At 32.3% G+C, this 15,608-nt stretch carries 20 protein-coding genes; 11 read left to right on the top strand and 9 right to left on the bottom strand.

The window, feature by feature from the left end:
- Nucleotides 1-2: 2 nt before the first annotated feature.
- Nucleotides 3-1,235: a PAS domain-containing sensor histidine kinase gene (locus C1X07_RS07785; protein ID WP_103069409.1), complete on the bottom strand. Its 1,233-nt coding sequence runs from the start codon at nucleotides 1,233-1,235 to the stop codon at nucleotides 3-5.
- 105 nt (nucleotides 1,236-1,340) lie between these two features.
- Here C1X07_RS07785 and C1X07_RS07780 point away from each other — a divergent pair, with 105 nt between their 5' ends.
- The 5 genes from C1X07_RS07780 (at nucleotide 1,341) to deoD (ending at nucleotide 4,464) form a co-directional block, all read left to right on the top strand.
- Nucleotides 1,341-1,754 carry a hypothetical protein gene (locus C1X07_RS07780; RefSeq protein ID WP_103069408.1) on the top strand — a complete coding sequence of 138 codons (414 nt, stop codon included), beginning with the start codon at nucleotides 1,341-1,343 and terminating at the stop codon, nucleotides 1,752-1,754.
- Nucleotides 1,755-1,820: 66 nt separating this feature from the next.
- On the top strand, nucleotides 1,821-2,720 hold the full coding sequence (locus tag C1X07_RS07775; protein ID WP_103069407.1) for an RsiV family protein: 900 nt from the start codon (nucleotides 1,821-1,823) through the stop codon (nucleotides 2,718-2,720).
- 87 nt (nucleotides 2,721-2,807) lie between these two features.
- Entirely contained in the window at nucleotides 2,808-3,104 is a 297-nt protein-coding gene (trxA, locus tag C1X07_RS07770; protein WP_103069406.1) for a thioredoxin, read from the top strand.
- Nucleotides 3,105-3,111: 7 nt separating this feature from the next.
- Nucleotides 3,112-3,756, top strand: a complete 645-nt coding sequence (deoC, locus tag C1X07_RS07765) for a deoxyribose-phosphate aldolase (RefSeq protein ID WP_103069625.1) — start codon at nucleotides 3,112-3,114, stop codon at nucleotides 3,754-3,756.
- A 9-nt stretch (nucleotides 3,757-3,765) separates the two neighbouring features.
- Nucleotides 3,766-4,464: a purine-nucleoside phosphorylase gene (deoD, locus tag C1X07_RS07760; protein ID WP_103069405.1), complete on the top strand. Its 699-nt coding sequence runs from the start codon at nucleotides 3,766-3,768 to the stop codon at nucleotides 4,462-4,464.
- A gap of 47 nt (nucleotides 4,465-4,511) precedes the next feature.
- On the opposite strand, the gene C1X07_RS07755 is transcribed toward deoD, so the two are convergent.
- The gene (locus C1X07_RS07755; protein ID WP_103069404.1) at nucleotides 4,512-5,351 is read right to left on the bottom strand and encodes a universal stress protein; all 840 of its coding nucleotides are present in this window, start codon (nucleotides 5,349-5,351) and stop codon (nucleotides 4,512-4,514) included.
- Nucleotides 5,352-5,473: 122 nt separating this feature from the next.
- Here C1X07_RS07755 and C1X07_RS07750 point away from each other — a divergent pair, with 122 nt between their 5' ends.
- Entirely contained in the window at nucleotides 5,474-5,746 is a 273-nt protein-coding gene (locus C1X07_RS07750; RefSeq protein ID WP_103069403.1) for an acylphosphatase, read from the top strand.
- Between the two features lie 401 nt (nucleotides 5,747-6,147).
- Here C1X07_RS07750 and C1X07_RS07745 read toward each other — a convergent pair whose 3' ends face one another.
- A complete protein-coding gene (locus C1X07_RS07745) occupies nucleotides 6,148-6,585 on the bottom strand; it encodes an Lrp/AsnC family transcriptional regulator (RefSeq protein WP_241507210.1) in 438 nt (145 codons plus the stop codon).
- 104 nt (nucleotides 6,586-6,689) lie between these two features.
- Here C1X07_RS07745 and C1X07_RS07740 point away from each other — a divergent pair, with 104 nt between their 5' ends.
- On the top strand, nucleotides 6,690-7,619 hold the full coding sequence (locus C1X07_RS07740; RefSeq protein ID WP_103069402.1) for a 2-hydroxyacid dehydrogenase: 930 nt from the start codon (nucleotides 6,690-6,692) through the stop codon (nucleotides 7,617-7,619).
- Nucleotides 7,620-7,622: 3 nt separating this feature from the next.
- Complete coding sequence (locus C1X07_RS07735) at nucleotides 7,623-8,036, top strand: VOC family protein (RefSeq protein WP_103069401.1); 414 nt, start codon at nucleotides 7,623-7,625, stop codon at nucleotides 8,034-8,036.
- Between the two features lie 327 nt (nucleotides 8,037-8,363).
- Here C1X07_RS07735 and hpf read toward each other — a convergent pair whose 3' ends face one another.
- The gene (gene hpf / locus C1X07_RS07730; protein ID WP_103069400.1) at nucleotides 8,364-8,666 is read right to left on the bottom strand and encodes a ribosome hibernation-promoting factor, HPF/YfiA family; all 303 of its coding nucleotides are present in this window, start codon (nucleotides 8,664-8,666) and stop codon (nucleotides 8,364-8,366) included.
- Nucleotides 8,667-8,922: 256 nt separating this feature from the next.
- On the opposite strand from hpf, the gene C1X07_RS07725 reads away from it, so the two are divergent.
- From C1X07_RS07725 to C1X07_RS07715, 3 genes are all read left to right on the top strand, one after another.
- Nucleotides 8,923-9,819, top strand: coding sequence for a metallophosphoesterase family protein (locus tag C1X07_RS07725; RefSeq protein WP_103069399.1), 897 nt, complete (start codon nucleotides 8,923-8,925; stop codon nucleotides 9,817-9,819).
- A gap of 13 nt (nucleotides 9,820-9,832) precedes the next feature.
- Complete coding sequence (locus tag C1X07_RS07720; RefSeq protein WP_103069398.1) at nucleotides 9,833-11,014, top strand: helix-turn-helix domain-containing protein; 1,182 nt, start codon at nucleotides 9,833-9,835, stop codon at nucleotides 11,012-11,014.
- Between the two features lie 104 nt (nucleotides 11,015-11,118).
- Nucleotides 11,119-12,246 carry an acyltransferase family protein gene (locus C1X07_RS07715; protein WP_206604215.1) on the top strand — a complete coding sequence of 376 codons (1,128 nt, stop codon included), beginning with the start codon at nucleotides 11,119-11,121 and terminating at the stop codon, nucleotides 12,244-12,246.
- A 55-nt stretch (nucleotides 12,247-12,301) separates the two neighbouring features.
- On the opposite strand, the gene C1X07_RS07710 is transcribed toward C1X07_RS07715, so the two are convergent.
- The 5 genes from C1X07_RS07710 to trmB form a co-directional block, all read right to left on the bottom strand.
- Nucleotides 12,302-12,541, bottom strand: a complete 240-nt coding sequence (locus tag C1X07_RS07710) for a NifU family protein (RefSeq protein WP_103069397.1) — start codon at nucleotides 12,539-12,541, stop codon at nucleotides 12,302-12,304.
- Between the two features lie 3 nt (nucleotides 12,542-12,544).
- Nucleotides 12,545-13,684, bottom strand: a complete 1,140-nt coding sequence (locus C1X07_RS07705) for an Mrp/NBP35 family ATP-binding protein (RefSeq protein WP_103069396.1) — start codon at nucleotides 13,682-13,684, stop codon at nucleotides 12,545-12,547.
- A 164-nt stretch (nucleotides 13,685-13,848) separates the two neighbouring features.
- Complete coding sequence (locus tag C1X07_RS07700; protein WP_241507209.1) at nucleotides 13,849-14,211, bottom strand: MGMT family protein; 363 nt, start codon at nucleotides 14,209-14,211, stop codon at nucleotides 13,849-13,851.
- Complete coding sequence (locus tag C1X07_RS07695; protein WP_103069395.1) at nucleotides 14,202-14,831, bottom strand: LysE family translocator; 630 nt, start codon at nucleotides 14,829-14,831, stop codon at nucleotides 14,202-14,204. The genes C1X07_RS07700 and C1X07_RS07695 overlap by 10 nt, the downstream gene beginning before the upstream one ends.
- Before the next feature lie 14 nt (nucleotides 14,832-14,845).
- Complete coding sequence (trmB, locus tag C1X07_RS07690; RefSeq protein ID WP_103069394.1) at nucleotides 14,846-15,520, bottom strand: tRNA (guanosine(46)-N7)-methyltransferase TrmB; 675 nt, start codon at nucleotides 15,518-15,520, stop codon at nucleotides 14,846-14,848.
- Nucleotides 15,521-15,608: the final 88 nt, after the last annotated feature.

Genomic DNA, 15,608 nt, shown 5'->3' with positions numbered 1-15,608 from the left:
TATTAATTAGTATTGGTAATTGTAGGTATTGTAATAACAAAGGTAGAACCTTGGTTCTCTTCGCTGGTAAAAGTAATATTCCCTCCTAGGTTTTCCAAATGACTCTTTACAATGTTTAATCCTATACCTGTTCCTTGATCCAACAAAGCGTTTTCTGCTCTAAAGTATCTTTTAAAGATAAAATTTTGTTCTTTTTCAGGTATCCCAATCCCTTGATCGATAATCTTTACTGTTAGGATTTTATCTTGATACTGTACTTGTAAATCTATCGTGGTATTTTCTCCAGAATATTTAATTGCATTATTAATTAGGTTTGACAATACGAGTTCTAAAATTTTTTCATCAAATTCGACTACATGATCATCGATATCTTTTGGGTAACTTATTCTCTGTCCATCTTTAAGTAACATATTGGCATTATAAACCACTTCATTAATAACTTTACTAAGTGGAAATCGACTAAATTTATAGGTTACTTTACCTGTTTCGAGACGTTCGATAGATAAAAAATCATTGAGTATATTATCTAGATATTTCACTTTATTCTTGATCATATCCAGATGTTTTTCTCTTTTCTCCTGTTGCTCTGTTTTGGTATATTTCCCTGCAAGAGTAGCAGAAGTAAGAATACCACTTAGAGGGGTCTTAAATTCATGAGAAACAAGGGATAGAAACTTTGTTTTTAACTCATTGAGATCTCGTTCTTTTCTCAGAGATTCTTTTATTTTAGCCTCTGCATCCATACGAAGAGTTACCTCTTCTTTTAATTCTTGTATAGTATGGTGTAATTCTTCTGTGCGTTCCTCTATTTTTTGCTCTAACTGAGCATTTAAATCTTGTATTTGTTGTTCTTGTTGTTTGCGAAGTGTGATGTCTATAACTAAAGCCATCACATAGCTATTGCCATAAATTGCAAAAGGATTTAAACCAGCTTCTACAGGAAATACTGTTCCGTCTTTTCGTACACCAAAAAGATCGCGCCCTTTTCCCATATGCCTTTTTTCAGTATGACCAATAAAGCTTTCAAAATGTTCTCCATGGTTATGATGATGTTTTTGAGGGATTAAAACATTAAGGTCTTTTCCCACTAATTCGTCTTGTTCATAACCAAAAATCTGATCAGCTGATCCATTGGTAGCCACTATAACTTGTTTCTCATTCACTACAATGATACCCTCAGAAATTGCTTCAGAGAGTAATTTGAAAACATTATTGTCTTTTTCGAAAACTTTCATTTTTCAAAAGTAATGAATTTGATGAGTTACCCGAACTGATTTATATCATAAAAATACTGATTCTGACTTCCTAAATTTATCCTAGAAATAATAAATCATACCACAATGAGTACTTCTCATCACACAACCGCTGAATTGTATCAAAACCTTGGTAAATTGTTTTATGCTATAGCCGCTGCTGACAAGGTAATTCATAAATCTGAATATGACTCTTTAAGGGAAATTATAAAATCAGAATGGTCGAAGGTAGATGATATAGACAATGATTTTGGGATAGATGTAGCTTCCCAGATTGAAGTTATTTTTGAATGGCTTGACTACAAAGAACTAAATGCTGAAGTATGTTTTAATGAATTTGAAGCTTTTTATAAAGAAAACAAATCTCTTTTTACTAGCAATTTACAGCAATTGATATGGGTAACCACCAATACCATTGCAGGTGCTTTTTCGGGAAAAAACAAATCCGAATTAATAATGCTCGGTCGATTAAAGCTAATTTTTGAGAAAGCTACAATCTAAACTTTACATTAGAAAACAACCTTCTTATCCTTATATATTAATCTACTTTTATATCAAAACAAAATTATGAAAACCACCTTAACTGCTTGTTTTATTTTATTACTCTTCATTGCTTGTAAGAATGAAAAACCTCTCCCTACATCTATAGAAAAAGAAAAGGTAGAGGTAGAAAGCATTCAGCATACTGATCAAAAAATAGAAGACACAATCCCTATTTTTTCTGAAGAAAACCTCAAGCTGAAAAAAGAAAAAACAAAAGCTATAAAAAGAAAGCGGTTGATTACTGCTCAGGATGATAAAAGTCAGCTACAAAAATTAGTAGTCTCCAAAAATTTCATAAAGGAAGAAGACCGGTATATTCTGGATTACCAATATCCGTATCTTAATGAAAACATAGATCCAGCTTATGCTGTGTTTAACAATTTTATCAAAGAAAATTATCTAGATATCAAAAAGACTGAAAGCGAAATTCTCGAGGGTCAAAAACCTTTCTGTGATACATTAAAGGTCAATAGACTTAAAGATAAAAGAATCATTGATTACAAAATCTATACTGCAAAAAATGATCTTATTAGTGTTGTACTATATAAAGAGAATTATTATTCTGGTATGTTACATTCAACTTATCTTTTTGACTGCCTCAATTTTGACCTTAACAAACATAAATTTATCGGTTTTGGGGAATACTTTGAAACAGGTTCGGAAGAAGAAATATTTACCACCATTAATGCAATCATTGAAAAAGACATTAATTCTGGAGAGCTATATTATGACTGTTGGGGGATATCAAAAGATGATTTTAACACCTATAAAGATAATTTTGTAGTTACTGATGATATGGTAGAGTTTTATTTTGATGATTGTATTATTTGTCCTTCATATACAGGTACATATTCTATAGAAATACCAATCAAAGACATTATGCACCTTATCAAAAAATACAATAATTTACCAAAAATAAGTTAGGGTCTTTTTATTAACCTTTTTCAATTCATTATTTTAACTTAGTAATCAGAAACATCTGATAGTAAAAATGAAACAAAAAAAGAACTGATGAAAAGTAGTTTTAGTAATATCATAGATTCAAAAACCCCGGTATTGATAGATTTTTATGCAGATTGGTGTGGTCCCTGCAAAACCTTGGCTCCAATTCTTAAAGAAGTTAAGGACGAATTGGGGGACGCAATCAAGATTGTGAAAATTGACGTTGATAAAAATCAGCCTTTGGCATCAAAGTATCAGGTTCGCGGAGTTCCAACAATGATTTTATTTAAAGAAGGAGAACAACTATGGAGGCAATCTGGAGTTCTGCAAAAAAATGACATTATCAAAATCATTAATTCTCATTAACATGGCTATAATGTTTAATACATATATTGATCATACATTATTAAAAGCTAATGCTACTGTTTCTGATATAAAAAAGCTATGTACTGAGGCAAAAGAGCATCATTTTTATGCCGTTTGTGTAAACAGTTATTATGTTGGTCTAGCAAAAAGTGAGCTAACTAATACCGATGTTAATATTGCAGCTGTGATTGGTTTTCCTCTTGGTTCTACTATTACTAAAGTAAAAACTTATGAAGCCTCAAAATGTATAGAAGATGGTGCTCATGAAATTGATATGGTACTCAATATTGGCTTGTTAAAATCGGGGTATTATAAAATTGTAGAAGACGAGATAACGAGTATTAAGCATATTATTGGAGAGCGTGTTCTTAAAGTTATTTTTGAAAACTGCTATCTAACCGATGAAGAAAAGAAAATTGCATGTCAATTATCTATAAATGCCGGAGCAGATTTTATAAAAACCTCTACAGGGTTTGGCACTGGTGGCGCTACTCTAGATGATATACGGCTAATGAAAAAAGAAGCTCAAGGTAATATTCAAATAAAAGCTTCTGGAGGGATTCGGGACTTAAAAACAGCAAAGCAATATATTGACTTAGGGGTTTCGAGAATAGGAACCTCATCGGGTATTGCCATAGTAACCTCTAAATAGGATAAAAAAATGAGTGTACACATTGCCGCAAAACCAGGAGAAATTGCAGAGACAGTATTATTGCCGGGAGATCCTATGCGAGCCAAATGGATAGCTAAAACCTTTTTAGAAAACCCTATCTGTTATAATAAAATAAGAGGAATGCTAGGCTATACAGGAAAGTATAAAGGCAAACAAGTCTCTGTACAGGGTACAGGAATGGGAATCCCTTCTGCGCTTATCTATAGCCATGAACTCATTACTGAATATGGTGTTAAGAATTTGATTAGAGTAGGTTCTGCTGGGTCGTATCAAAAAGATATTCGACTCAAGGATATTGTTATTGCCATGGCAGCTTCTTCTACTTCAAATATTAATAGTCTAAGATTCATGAATGCCGATTATGCTCCCACAGCAAATTTTGATCTATTCTTCAAGGCAGTACAGTTTGCAAAAGATAATGGTATTGTTATTAAAGCCGGAAATGTACTATCCTCTGATGAATTTTATGAAGACACTCCGGATTCTTATAAAAAATGGGCAAAATTTGGCGTACTCTGCGTAGAAATGGAAACTGCCGGATTGTATACAATTGCAGCAAAGTATAAAGCAAAAGCCTTGGCTATTCTTACTATATCGGATTCATTAGTTACAGGAGAAAGAACATCTCCTGACCAGAGAGAATCAACCTTTAGAAATATGATCGAGATTGCATTAGGAACTTTATAAAGATCTTCTAGGCATCAAAAAGCCCAGAAGATCATCTATGGATAAATTTATATTTTGAATGTAACTACTGGTTTATGTGCATGGTTGGCGATATCCTCTCCAATGCTTCCATTAAAGAAATGTGCCAAGCCTCGACGACCGTGAGTTGGTATTGCAATTATGTCTGCATTTATCTTGTTACTATAGTTAAATACTCCAGTTTCTACACTATAATCACTATAATACACTACTTTATCATACATATCCAGATTACCAGAATCTGCTTTAAAGAGAAACTCTCTAACTCGTTCTTCCATTTGGTCAGAGCTTCTGAATTGTTCTCCTGGTAGATTTATATACAATAAATGTAAATTAGTACCTAGAGAATCGAATAGCTGTACTGCATTATGATATGCACGAACATTTTCGATCTTAAAATCACATGCAAAAACCACCTCTTTTATTTCAAAATTATTCACTGGATTTTTTACTACCAATACAGGAATATCAGATGTACGAACCACTTTTTCGGTGTTTGATCCAATAAATACTTCTTCGCGAAGACCACTCACACCATGTGATCCCATAATGATAAGATCGGCATCATTTTCATGAGCTACTTCATTAATTTCACTAAAAACTTTATAATTCTGCACAGTCTCAGTAACCTTAATTCCTTCTAGGTATTTTTTGTCTAGAAAAGTACTAAATCTCTTCTCGGCAAGTTTCATGTAATACATGGCTTCATTTGCCTCCTGTGTTTCATTTTTAATTAATACAGCTTCAGATAATCCTAGCATATGCAATACTATAATTTCAGCATTTTGTCGTTTAGCTAAGATTGCAGCAGCTTGCAATGCATATTCTGAATATTCAGAAAAGTCAATGGGAACAAGAATTTTTTTCATGATTAACTTATTTTTATACTATAAAATTAGAAGATACCACTAACAATTCATATGATAATTATCATAAATTTTTATCACTTTAAAAGCAATTTATTTAATATCCCATTCTATTACTAAAAGTTATGCAAAAACATTACAACATCACAATAACAGGAAAAGTTCAAGGAGTTTGGTACCGAAAAACCACTAAAGAAAAAGCAGAAGAACTCGAAATTAAAGGAACTGTAAGAAATCTATCCAATGGTAACGTCTATATAGAAGCAGAAGGTCATATAGATCAGTTAGACTCACTATTAAAATGGTGCTCCAGAGGTCCAGAATTCGCATTAGTAAATAATGTTTCTTTTGAGGAAGGCGATTTACAACAATTCAAAAGCTTTGAAATAGTAAAATAAATTTTGAAAAACTCTCTATAATCTTATCGATTAAAAAATATCCCCCTGAGGTAACTACTCTCAGGGGACAATTATTGAAACTTAACTGTATATACACAAACTCAACTTATACTAATTATGATAGTTTCAATTTACTGTTAATCTTAGATAGCAGATAATTATTATATTCATCGCAAAACGATTATTCTTTTATCTTAATTCACAGCATACCGACATATCAATTCTAAATCCATAAAACAACAAGCAATCAGTTGTTTAGCAGAACTAAAGTAATCTCAAAGTCATTCATGAAATATGACATAAGTCATTTTAAATTAGTTTTAATTAAAATAACCCAACGCCAAAAAACATTCTAAACTATTTGGATATCACTACAAATAATCTCAAATCTACCCTAGATTTTATTCAATAGGAGTGATATCAGACAATATCAAAAAAGTTGTAGTATCCCCATACTGCATCAACTGATCGATTAGATTTTGTAAATGTAGTTGATCCTTCAGAACTACTTTTAGATGCACATTTTGATTTCCGGTAATTCGATAAGCTTCTTTTACCTCGACGAGTTTGTTTATAAGAGAGAATAAAGCCTTTAGATTGCCATGAAATACTTTAACCAACACAAAAGCTTCTATTGTATATCCGAGGGCTTTATAATCGAGCTTAATGTCATAATTTTTAATTACCCCAGCATCTTCCATCTTCTGAATCCGCTCTCTTACTGCAGAAGGAGATAGATTAATCCTCCGTCCTAAATCTGCAAAAGAAATTCTTGAGTTCTTTTGCAAATTGACGATAATATTTCGATCTAAGTCATCAATCATCGATTCGTTGCTCATTTATATAAAATTTAACTGATTCAGCTTCAAATACAGCCAAAAACCACAGAATCAACTTCAATATAAGGATTCCTATTTTTAATTTTGATAAAAAAAACACAACAATGAGTATTGCAATTATTTTTAACAATAAAGAGGCTGCTCCATGGGCAAAAGCTCTTAGAGCTAAATTACCCAACGATGATATTCAAATTTACCCAGAAGTAAAAGATTGCTCGACCGTAGAATTTGCTTTATGCTGGAAACCGGATACGGATATTCTTTTGCAATTTCCGAACCTTAAAGTAATTCAATCTGTTGGCGCATCTATAGAGCACATTACTCGTACACAAGAAATAAAGGACGATATTGTGATTAGTAGAATAGTGGACAATAACCTATCTAACGATCTGTGGGAATATTTGCTCGGTTCTGTTTTATCTCTACTAAAAAACGATTTGATATATGTGCAACAGAAACAATCCAGGTTATGGAGGCAAAAGAAATACCTTACTATTAAAGACATCACTATATCAATTCTAGGGCTAGGAAAAATAGGGGCTTATGTTGCTGAAAAATTTGGTTTACTTGGTTTTAAAGTAAAAGGATGGTCATTATCTACAAAAAACATTAATGGCGTAAAAAGCTACCATGGAATGCAAGAATTTGATGATTTTCTACAGGATACAGATATACTCATTAATATACTACCTCTTACAGAATCTACCGAGAATATCCTAAACGCAAAGACCTTAAGAAAAACAAATATTGGTGCATCACTAATCAATGTGGGACGAGGAGAACATCTTGTAGAGGAGAATCTATTAGAGGTTTTAAAAGAAGGACATCTATCCTCTGCTATACTTGATGTTTTTAGAAAAGAACCCTTGCCAAAAAAACATCCTTTTTGGGAGCATCCTAAGATTAAAATCACACCACATGTTGCCAGTCTTACTAACATTGAATCCGCAACGTCCCAGATTGCTGAAAACTACAAAAGATTCAGAACAGGATCAGAGTTATTACACATTGTTTCACTAAAAAAAGGATACTAACTTATGAGCACTATATTTCATTATGCATTTAAGGTAAAAGATATCAAAAGCACAAAAGAATTTTACACCAATATCCTAGGGTGCCAATCTGGGAGAGAAACAGAGCATTGGGTTGATTTTAATTTTTTTGGACATCAAATTTCGGCTCATATTTCTGACAACATTCCTAGCCTTGATTATTGCGGCTCTGTAGATCAGGTTAAAGTACCCATTCCGCATTTTGGATGTATTTTACAAGAAGAAGAATTTGATCTCGTATGTAAAAAACTAAAAGCAAATCAGATAGATTTTATTATCCAACCTCAGACACGATACAAAGATCAGAATGGCGAGCAAAAAACTATGTTTGTCTTAGATTTTAGTAATAATGCCATAGAGTTTAAATGTTTCGCGCAACAAGAGAATATATTTATATAAAAGCAAATACGGATAAGCATCTGCTTACCCGTATCTTCTAAAGAAATTAATTTTATTTATCGTAAATAACCTCCTGAATGTTCAATTTACTGCTAAATATTGATATCGGCTATTGTCTCATAAATACAATTAACTTCTTAATTTTCAGTTTCCAATACGTTACGGTAATAAAAACCTATTCTTTCCCTAACTAAGAAAAAGAATCATTTTTTAACTATGCTAACAAGGTAGCATAAATACTCTTTCTAAAACATGACAAATATCAGTTTTTGATCTTTGCCTCATTAGCACCTAATTCATCATTCCTAAAGTAGTAATAAATTATTTTTAGAGATAGGGTTTCATTTCACTTTTTCGTTTTTTAAGCTGTATTTCTAAATCATTAAGAGTCTCTTTAAAAGCTGCTTCAAAGTTTTTTTCATTTGAGGTAGCGTATATTTTTGGTCCTGGTAAGCTCAATTCTACATCGCAGATTTTTCCTTTCCCTTTTGGATCATTTTCTTTTTTAAAAAACACATCGGATTTAATAACCCAGTCATATTTTTTATATAACTTATTTAGTTTTTCGTGTACATAATTCTCCATAGCATCACTTGTTGGCATCTGTACAAATTGAATATTTACTTTCATAGGTCTTATATTTATTGTTTATCCCCCAGCTCTACTTATTACATTGGCTAAGGTTTTATCATTAAGGTCACAGCTATATTTATATCATAAATAACCTGTTCCAATATTGTAATCCAAAAATAGAAATAGAATTACCAAATAAAAATGACATAAATCAGGTATCAGGTCTATAATTAAGCACAAAACACACCCTGATTTAAAATAAGAGGATTTTGAATAAAACTATAGAATTGTATATTTACTAAAAACTTAGTGTATGTCTTCTCAATCACGTTTGGATCGTGCTTATAAAAATGCCAAAATCATTCCTTTTGATGATAGCTCTAAGTTTATATTGTTTAGTGATTGCCATCGCGGGGACAATAGCTTCGCAGATGAGTTTGCAAATAATAGAAACATCTATTTTCATGCACTAAAACATTATTACAATCAAGGTTTTACATATTGCGAATTAGGTGATGGTGACGAGTTATGGGAAAATCTGAATTTTGAGATGATATTTAGAGCCCACAAAAATGTATATGAATTGCTTTCTTTGTTTCATAGTGAAAATAGATTAGAAATGATCTGGGGAAATCATGATATGGTTTATCGAGATCCTAGATATGTTAAAAAATATCTTAGTACTTATTTTGATCATAAAACAGATCAAGAGATTTCACTTTTTCCAGACATAAAGTATCATGAGGCTATTATATTAAAACACAAGAGTACAAAACAGGAGATTTTTATGCTACATGGGCATCAAGCTGACTTCATGAACTATACTGGGTGGAAAATTAACCGGTTTTTGGTACGTGTTTTATGGAAACCTTTACAAGTGATTGGTATTACTGACCCTACCAGTCCTGCAAAAAACTACAAAGAAACAATTCGAATAGAGCGTAGAATAAAAAAATGGATAGCGAGTAACAAAAATTTATTTACTATCATCGGTCATACACATCGTCCACGATTTCCTGAAGCAGGAGAATTGGCTTTATTTAATGACGGGAGTTGTGTGCATCCCAGATCTATTACAGGAATAGAGATTGAAAATGGTATGATAACCCTTATTAAATGGCAAATTTCTACTACTGAAGATGGAACACTAAAGATTATCAGAGTTCCTTTGGAAGGACCTCAAAAAATATGTGAATTTATCACAGAATAGAACTGTCCTATTTATGGAAAGTATTCAATATGTTATTGATAAAATCCCGATACGACACAATCTAGTATCTTACTTTTTGTTTATTGGGTTTTTTTTAGGTCTATTACTTAGTGCTGTGATTCTTTTTAGAGCGTCTAAAAAAAATATTGCTTTTAGGCTATTTGGCTGGTCTTTACTCATGCAATCAATAATTGCTACAGATATTTTTTTATGCTATACTGGTCTTATGAAATATGTGCCTCATATAAATGATAGCACAGAACCATTAGTACTCCTTTTAGCTCCTTCTATATATCTATTTGTATATGCCCTTTTAGAACGAAAACCAATTAGCTTTAGAAAACATGGTGTACACCTTTTACCTTCTGTACTCTACTTTTTTTCTCAAACAAAATTTTATTTTCAATCTACCTCTGTAAAGATCAATGCATATTTAGGCGCATATTTCCCAAATATGAAACAAGCTAAGGTTCCTGAACATACAGATTATAGTTACCAAATAATTAAGAATGAGCTAAGGTGGTTTATCCTTCTTAGTTTTACAATCTATATCATACTATCTATACGACTTATATTAAAAAACGTATATAATAGTAAAACAAAAAACGCAGGGAATATAAAAATAAATAAATACGCCTTTTCTCGAAATACAATTCTAAGTCTATTAGCTTTTTTTGTTCTTATCTTTTTAGTGTTTTTAAATTTTGACGATGATGGTGGTGATCATTATATATTTATCTTTAATACTATAATTGTTTGTATAACCAGTTTTGTCTTATTGTCAGAATCTCGATTTTTTGAGAATTCCTGGTTGGCGGATAAGTATGAAACTTCAAAAACTAAAAGTAGCTCTATTTCTATAAAAGAAATCAAGACATACCTCAAAAAAGAAGAATACTACTTATCAAAATCTGCTTCTTTAAAAGACTTGGCAAAAGCCTTAAATTCTAACACTAATCATATTTCTCAAATCATAAATACAGATACCAATCTAAATTTCAATGATTTTATAAATCAATATCGAATTGAGGAATCAAAAAAAAGGCTTTTGGATAAGAAATATAATCACTTAACTATAGAAGCAATCGGAAACTCTGTAGGTTTCAGATCTAAAGCGACATTCTATACTGCATTTAAGAAATATGTAGCACTATCGCCAAGGGCATATGTAAAACATCAAAAATCGATCAATTAGCTTTTTAAAATGTCTAGAATTATAATTCTAGACGTAATACTAATTATTCTACACCTGATTACAAGCAAAATACTTCATTTTTGGCAAAACAATTTTTTAGTATTATGGAGAGAAATATTCGCCGTTACGATCTTGATTGGTTGCGAGTAATTGTATTTGGATTACTTATTTTTTATCATGTAGGGATGTTTTTTGTTCCTTGGGGTTTTCATATTAAGAACAATATAATTTATGATTGGCTGCGTTGGCCTATGCTTTTTTTAAATCAATGGCGCTTACCTATTCTATTTGTCATATCTGGTATAGGAAGCTATTATGCTATTTCATCCCGGGATTTATGGCAATTCAATATAGAGCGTTTCAAAAGGTTGGCAATTCCGTTATTCTTTGGGATGATGTTTATAGTCCCTCCACAAGTCTATTTTGAACGTTTATCAAACGGTGAATTTTCTGGTTCGCTAATTAACTATTTTACTACCATAGCCTATACAGGAGTTTATCCTGAAGGGAATATCAGCTGGCATCATCTTTGGTTTTTACCCTACCTTTTGATATTCTCAATAATACTTTCTCCTATATTCATTTACTTAAAAAGAAAGCCTACAAAATTTATTAATTGGACTAAAAGACAAATTCAGAAAACCTATGGGCTATATCTCTTTATTGTACCTTTATATCTAACAGAAGCATTCATCGAACCCTTTTTTCCTATTACCCATGCATTAATTGATGATTGGTTCAATTTTATTAATTCTCTTATTTTGTTCTTCTATGGATTTCTCCTAATTACCTCAGGAGAAGAGTTATGGAAAAGTATGGATAGAATAAAACCCAAAGCACTGGTTATTGGAATTGTTTCCTTTTGTATTCAATTGTTCATCTGGCTACAGCTTGAAGATAATGTATATGTTCATTTTTCTGAAGCACTTATCAAAGTAATCAATTTATGGTCATGGATTTTGGTAATATTTGGATACGGAGCAAAGTTTTTAAACAAGAAAAGTACACAATTAACCTATTGTAATCGAGCAGTATATCCTTTTTATATTTTACATCAAACCATTACTATCGCTATAGGGTATTATATAATGAATTTGGACTGGGGATTCATGCCTAAATTTATAGTATTAGTTTTAGGTACATTTATGGGAAGTTGGATGATCTATCATTTCATTATCTTAAGAATCTCATTTTTACATCCATTTTTTGGGCTAAAAAAGCCCTATAATTAAGAAGTTAGCTTCTTAATTATAGGGCTTTTTATATAACTTTCAGATAATATCTGTACTATTCTACATTGAGCACCTCTTCTATTTGAGGGGCGTACTTTTTAATAGTCATCTCTACGCCAGATTTAAGAGTCATTTGATTTACACTACACCCTACACATGCTCCTTCTAACTGCACTTTGACCACTTTATCATCCTCTATAGAAATTAAAGAAATATTTCCTCCATCACTTTCCAAAAAAGGTCTTATTTCATCCAGTGCCTTTTCTACATTAATTTTTAATTCTTCAGAAGTCATTTTCTATTTTTTTACGACAGAGCAGCCTGCCATTGTTGTTATTTTAATTGCTTCAGTCGGTGGTAGGCTATCATTTCTATTTACCACTTCCTGAACTACATTCTTGGTTATTTCTTCAAATGCTTTTTCTATAGGAGTTGCCGTTTGTAGTGCCGCAGGTCTACCTGCATCTCCAGCTTCACGTATGCTTTGCACTAACGGGATCTCTCCTAAGAACGGAACATCCAAATCTTCTGCAAGATATTTAGCCCCTTCTTTCCCAAAGATATAATATTTATTATTAGGAAGTTCTTCAGGTGTAAAATAAGCCATATTTTCTATTATTCCCAAAACAGGAACATTAATACTCTCTTGCTGAAACATTGCAACTCCTTTTCTTGCATCAGCCAATGCTACATTTTGTGGTGTACTTACTACCACTGCTCCTGTTATAGGTAGTGATTGCATTATAGAAAGATGGATATCTCCTGTTCCTGGAGGTAAATCAATTAGCATAAAATCTAGTTCTCCCCAGGCACCATCAAAAATCATCTGATTTAATGCTTTTGCAGCCATTGGTCCTCTCCAAACTACTGCCTGATTAGGTTGTGTAAAAAAGCCTATAGACAAAATCTTAACCCCATAATTCTCTATGGGTTTCATTTTTGATTTCCCATCTTCTTTTACAGAAAGAGGGCGTTCTCGTTCTACATCAAACATAATAGGGGTTGATGGACCATAAATATCTGCATCTAATAATCCAACTTTGAATCCCATTTTGGCAAGTGTTACCGCAAGATTAGATGTTACTGTTGATTTACCAACACCACCTTTACCAGAAGCAACTGCTATAATATTAGTAATTCCAGGAATTGGCTTTCCTTTAATCTCATTTGTTTCGGGCTGAGCGGCAGGTGCTTCAACTTTTACATTTACCTTTATTTTAGCCTTTTCATATACCTTTTCATGAATTACTTTCATCACATCTACCTCTGCACGTTTGCGAATATGCAGTGCAGGAGTCGTCAATACCAAATCAACAACGACTTCATCTCCAAAAGTAATTACGTTTTTTACCGCACCACTCTCTACCATATTCTTTCCTTCACCAGCTACGGTAATGCTTTCTAATGCTTTTAAGATCTCTGATTTCTCTAACTTCATGGGTGTTTTTCCTTTTTCTGACTAATTCATCAAATAAATTGATGTTAACGACAAAGATAGGTCGAAAAGTTAAGATTATGAAGCCTATAAATTGAAATGATTTATAACGTTATTGTTATTTATGATATGGTAATATTTGTAAATTTCTCAAAAATTAGGATAAATCATAATTCTTTCATAGGATCCCAAAATAATTTATCAAAATCCATAATCTGATTATCAACCACTTCTACCCCCTCGTTTTCTAATAATTGTTGCATGAGATTGGTTCCTTGAAAATGATGTTTACCGGTAAGAATTCCTTTTCTATTTACTACACGATGAGCTGGGACATCTTCTTTAGCTCCACTGCCATTCATTGCCCAACCTACCATTCGGGCACTACGTGCTGCACCCAAATATTTTGCTATTGCTCCATATGAGGTAACCCTACCATAAGGAATAAGTTTAGCCACTTCATATACTTTATCAAAAAAACTAATCTCAGGCTCTGCTCCAGTATTCATGTTTTGTTCTTTTAATCCCATGTATATATAATTCTTGCTAGAGTTATGGCTACCAGAACTAACATTAGGATTGCCATAAAATAGTTGGAGTATTTGGTAATAGATTCGGTCTTTTTTTCAATTTTAAGAAAAGAAAACACATAAAAATAGAGTGTTACAAACGTTCCTGCTCCTGCGGCTATTATAAAAGCAATTATTCGCCCTGCATCATACTCCATCTTACCACTAACGCTCATCCCTGCTGCAACTGCACAAAAATAAGGTATAGGCAACACATTAATTGCAGAGATCATTACTCCTTTAAAAAAACTTCTGGTATCTCTATTTCTGTAGACTTTTATCTTTGTACTCTTTTGTTTTGCTTTTGCAAAAAAATAGATTGCCATGAAAAAAAAGATCACAGCTCCGGTACGTAACAAGATATTTCGTACAAATGGATTAAAGAAAATATATTTAGCCAAAAGAATAGCTATCAAAGCCTGAAACACAACAATTACTGAAGCTCCAATTGCTACTAAAATACCATTATTCTTACCTCTTTCGAGGCAAGTTCTTGCTACAGTCATATTCACCAACCCAGGAGGAATTACTCCTACAAGTGATGCGAAAAATGTGACTAAAAATAGTTTGGTAGTTTCCAAAATTACGGTGCCAATTACATGATCCTAAACTGGATGTAAGTTATAGGTTTATTTTTTTCTAAATATTGTTTTTCATAAAAAGTTTGAATCGCTGTAACGATCTCTGGAGAGCCTTCATTATGATAAACATTATGGTTAGAATAGAGTACTGTATGACCTTCGCCATGCAATAACCCTAATGTATATCCATGCATAAATTCACTATCAGTTTTTAGATGTACCACTCCCTCAGGTTTTAAAACCTTTTTATAACGTTGTAAGAATTCTTGATTGGTTAATCTATGTTTGGTACGCTTATATTTGATCTGAGGATCAGGGAAAGTAATCCACACCTCATCTATCTCTCCTTCTTCAAAAATATGGTCAATTAACTCTATTTGGGTCCTAATAAAACCAACATTGCCTATATTATTCTCAATCGCCGTTTTTGCTCCGCGCCAAAAACGTGCTCCTTTAATATCAATACCTATAAAATTTTTGTCGGGGTATCGCTCTGCCAATCCAACGGTATATTCTCCTTTACCACAGCCCAATTCTAGAACAATAGGATTTTGGTTTTTAAAAAAATTGGCATTCCATTTTCCCTTATATCCTAACGTATTATTCAGAACATCCTCTCTTGTAGGTTCTACTACATTATGAAAGGTTTTATTTTCATTAAATCGTTTTAATTTATTCTTACTTCCCACAAATTCTACTATTTCTTTTACTTTTCTCTTTTAAATCTAAATCGACAGTAGGATAAAACCATTTATAGCGTTCTTCCGATACTATATC

The sequence above is a fragment of the Aquimarina sediminis genome (assembly GCF_002895435.1).
Taxonomy (GTDB): Bacteria; Bacteroidota; Bacteroidia; order Flavobacteriales; family Flavobacteriaceae; genus Aquimarina; species Aquimarina sediminis.
The sequence above is the reverse complement of the archived record's forward strand: the minus strand, read 5'-3'. Positions and strand labels throughout refer to the sequence as shown.

Excerpts from the sequence above, each read along its gene's own strand:
- C1X07_RS07720 (WP_103069398.1), top strand. The coding sequence starts at position 9,833 with ATGGAAAGTATTCAATATGTTATTGATAAAATCCCGATACGACACAAT.
- C1X07_RS07750 (WP_103069403.1), top strand. The coding sequence starts at position 5,474 with ATGCAAAAACATTACAACATCACAATAACAGGAAAAGTTCAAGGAGTT.
- C1X07_RS07780 (WP_103069408.1), top strand. The coding sequence starts at position 1,341 with ATGAGTACTTCTCATCACACAACCGCTGAATTGTATCAAAACCTTGGT.
- C1X07_RS07710 (WP_103069397.1), bottom strand. The coding sequence starts at position 12,541 with ATGACTTCTGAAGAATTAAAAATTAATGTAGAAAAGGCACTGGATGAA.
- C1X07_RS07740 (WP_103069402.1), top strand. The coding sequence starts at position 6,690 with ATGAGTATTGCAATTATTTTTAACAATAAAGAGGCTGCTCCATGGGCA.
- C1X07_RS07705 (WP_103069396.1), bottom strand. The coding sequence starts at position 13,684 with ATGAAGTTAGAGAAATCAGAGATCTTAAAAGCATTAGAAAGCATTACC.
- C1X07_RS07700 (WP_241507209.1), bottom strand. The coding sequence starts at position 14,211 with ATGGGATTAAAAGAACAAAACATGAATACTGGAGCAGAGCCTGAGATT.
- C1X07_RS07755 (WP_103069404.1), bottom strand. The coding sequence starts at position 5,351 with ATGAAAAAAATTCTTGTTCCCATTGACTTTTCTGAATATTCAGAATAT.
- C1X07_RS07735 (WP_103069401.1), top strand. The coding sequence starts at position 7,623 with ATGAGCACTATATTTCATTATGCATTTAAGGTAAAAGATATCAAAAGC.
- C1X07_RS07725 (WP_103069399.1), top strand. The coding sequence starts at position 8,923 with ATGTCTTCTCAATCACGTTTGGATCGTGCTTATAAAAATGCCAAAATC.
- C1X07_RS07775 (WP_103069407.1), top strand. The coding sequence starts at position 1,821 with ATGAAAACCACCTTAACTGCTTGTTTTATTTTATTACTCTTCATTGCT.
- hpf (WP_103069400.1), bottom strand. The coding sequence starts at position 8,666 with ATGAAAGTAAATATTCAATTTGTACAGATGCCAACAAGTGATGCTATG.
- C1X07_RS07745 (WP_241507210.1), bottom strand. The coding sequence starts at position 6,585 with ATGAGCAACGAATCGATGATTGATGACTTAGATCGAAATATTATCGTC.
- trxA (WP_103069406.1), top strand. The coding sequence starts at position 2,808 with ATGAAAAGTAGTTTTAGTAATATCATAGATTCAAAAACCCCGGTATTG.
- C1X07_RS07785 (WP_103069409.1), bottom strand. The coding sequence starts at position 1,235 with ATGAAAGTTTTCGAAAAAGACAATAATGTTTTCAAATTACTCTCTGAA.
- deoD (WP_103069405.1), top strand. The coding sequence starts at position 3,766 with ATGAGTGTACACATTGCCGCAAAACCAGGAGAAATTGCAGAGACAGTA.
- C1X07_RS07715 (WP_206604215.1), top strand. The coding sequence starts at position 11,119 with ATGGAGAGAAATATTCGCCGTTACGATCTTGATTGGTTGCGAGTAATT.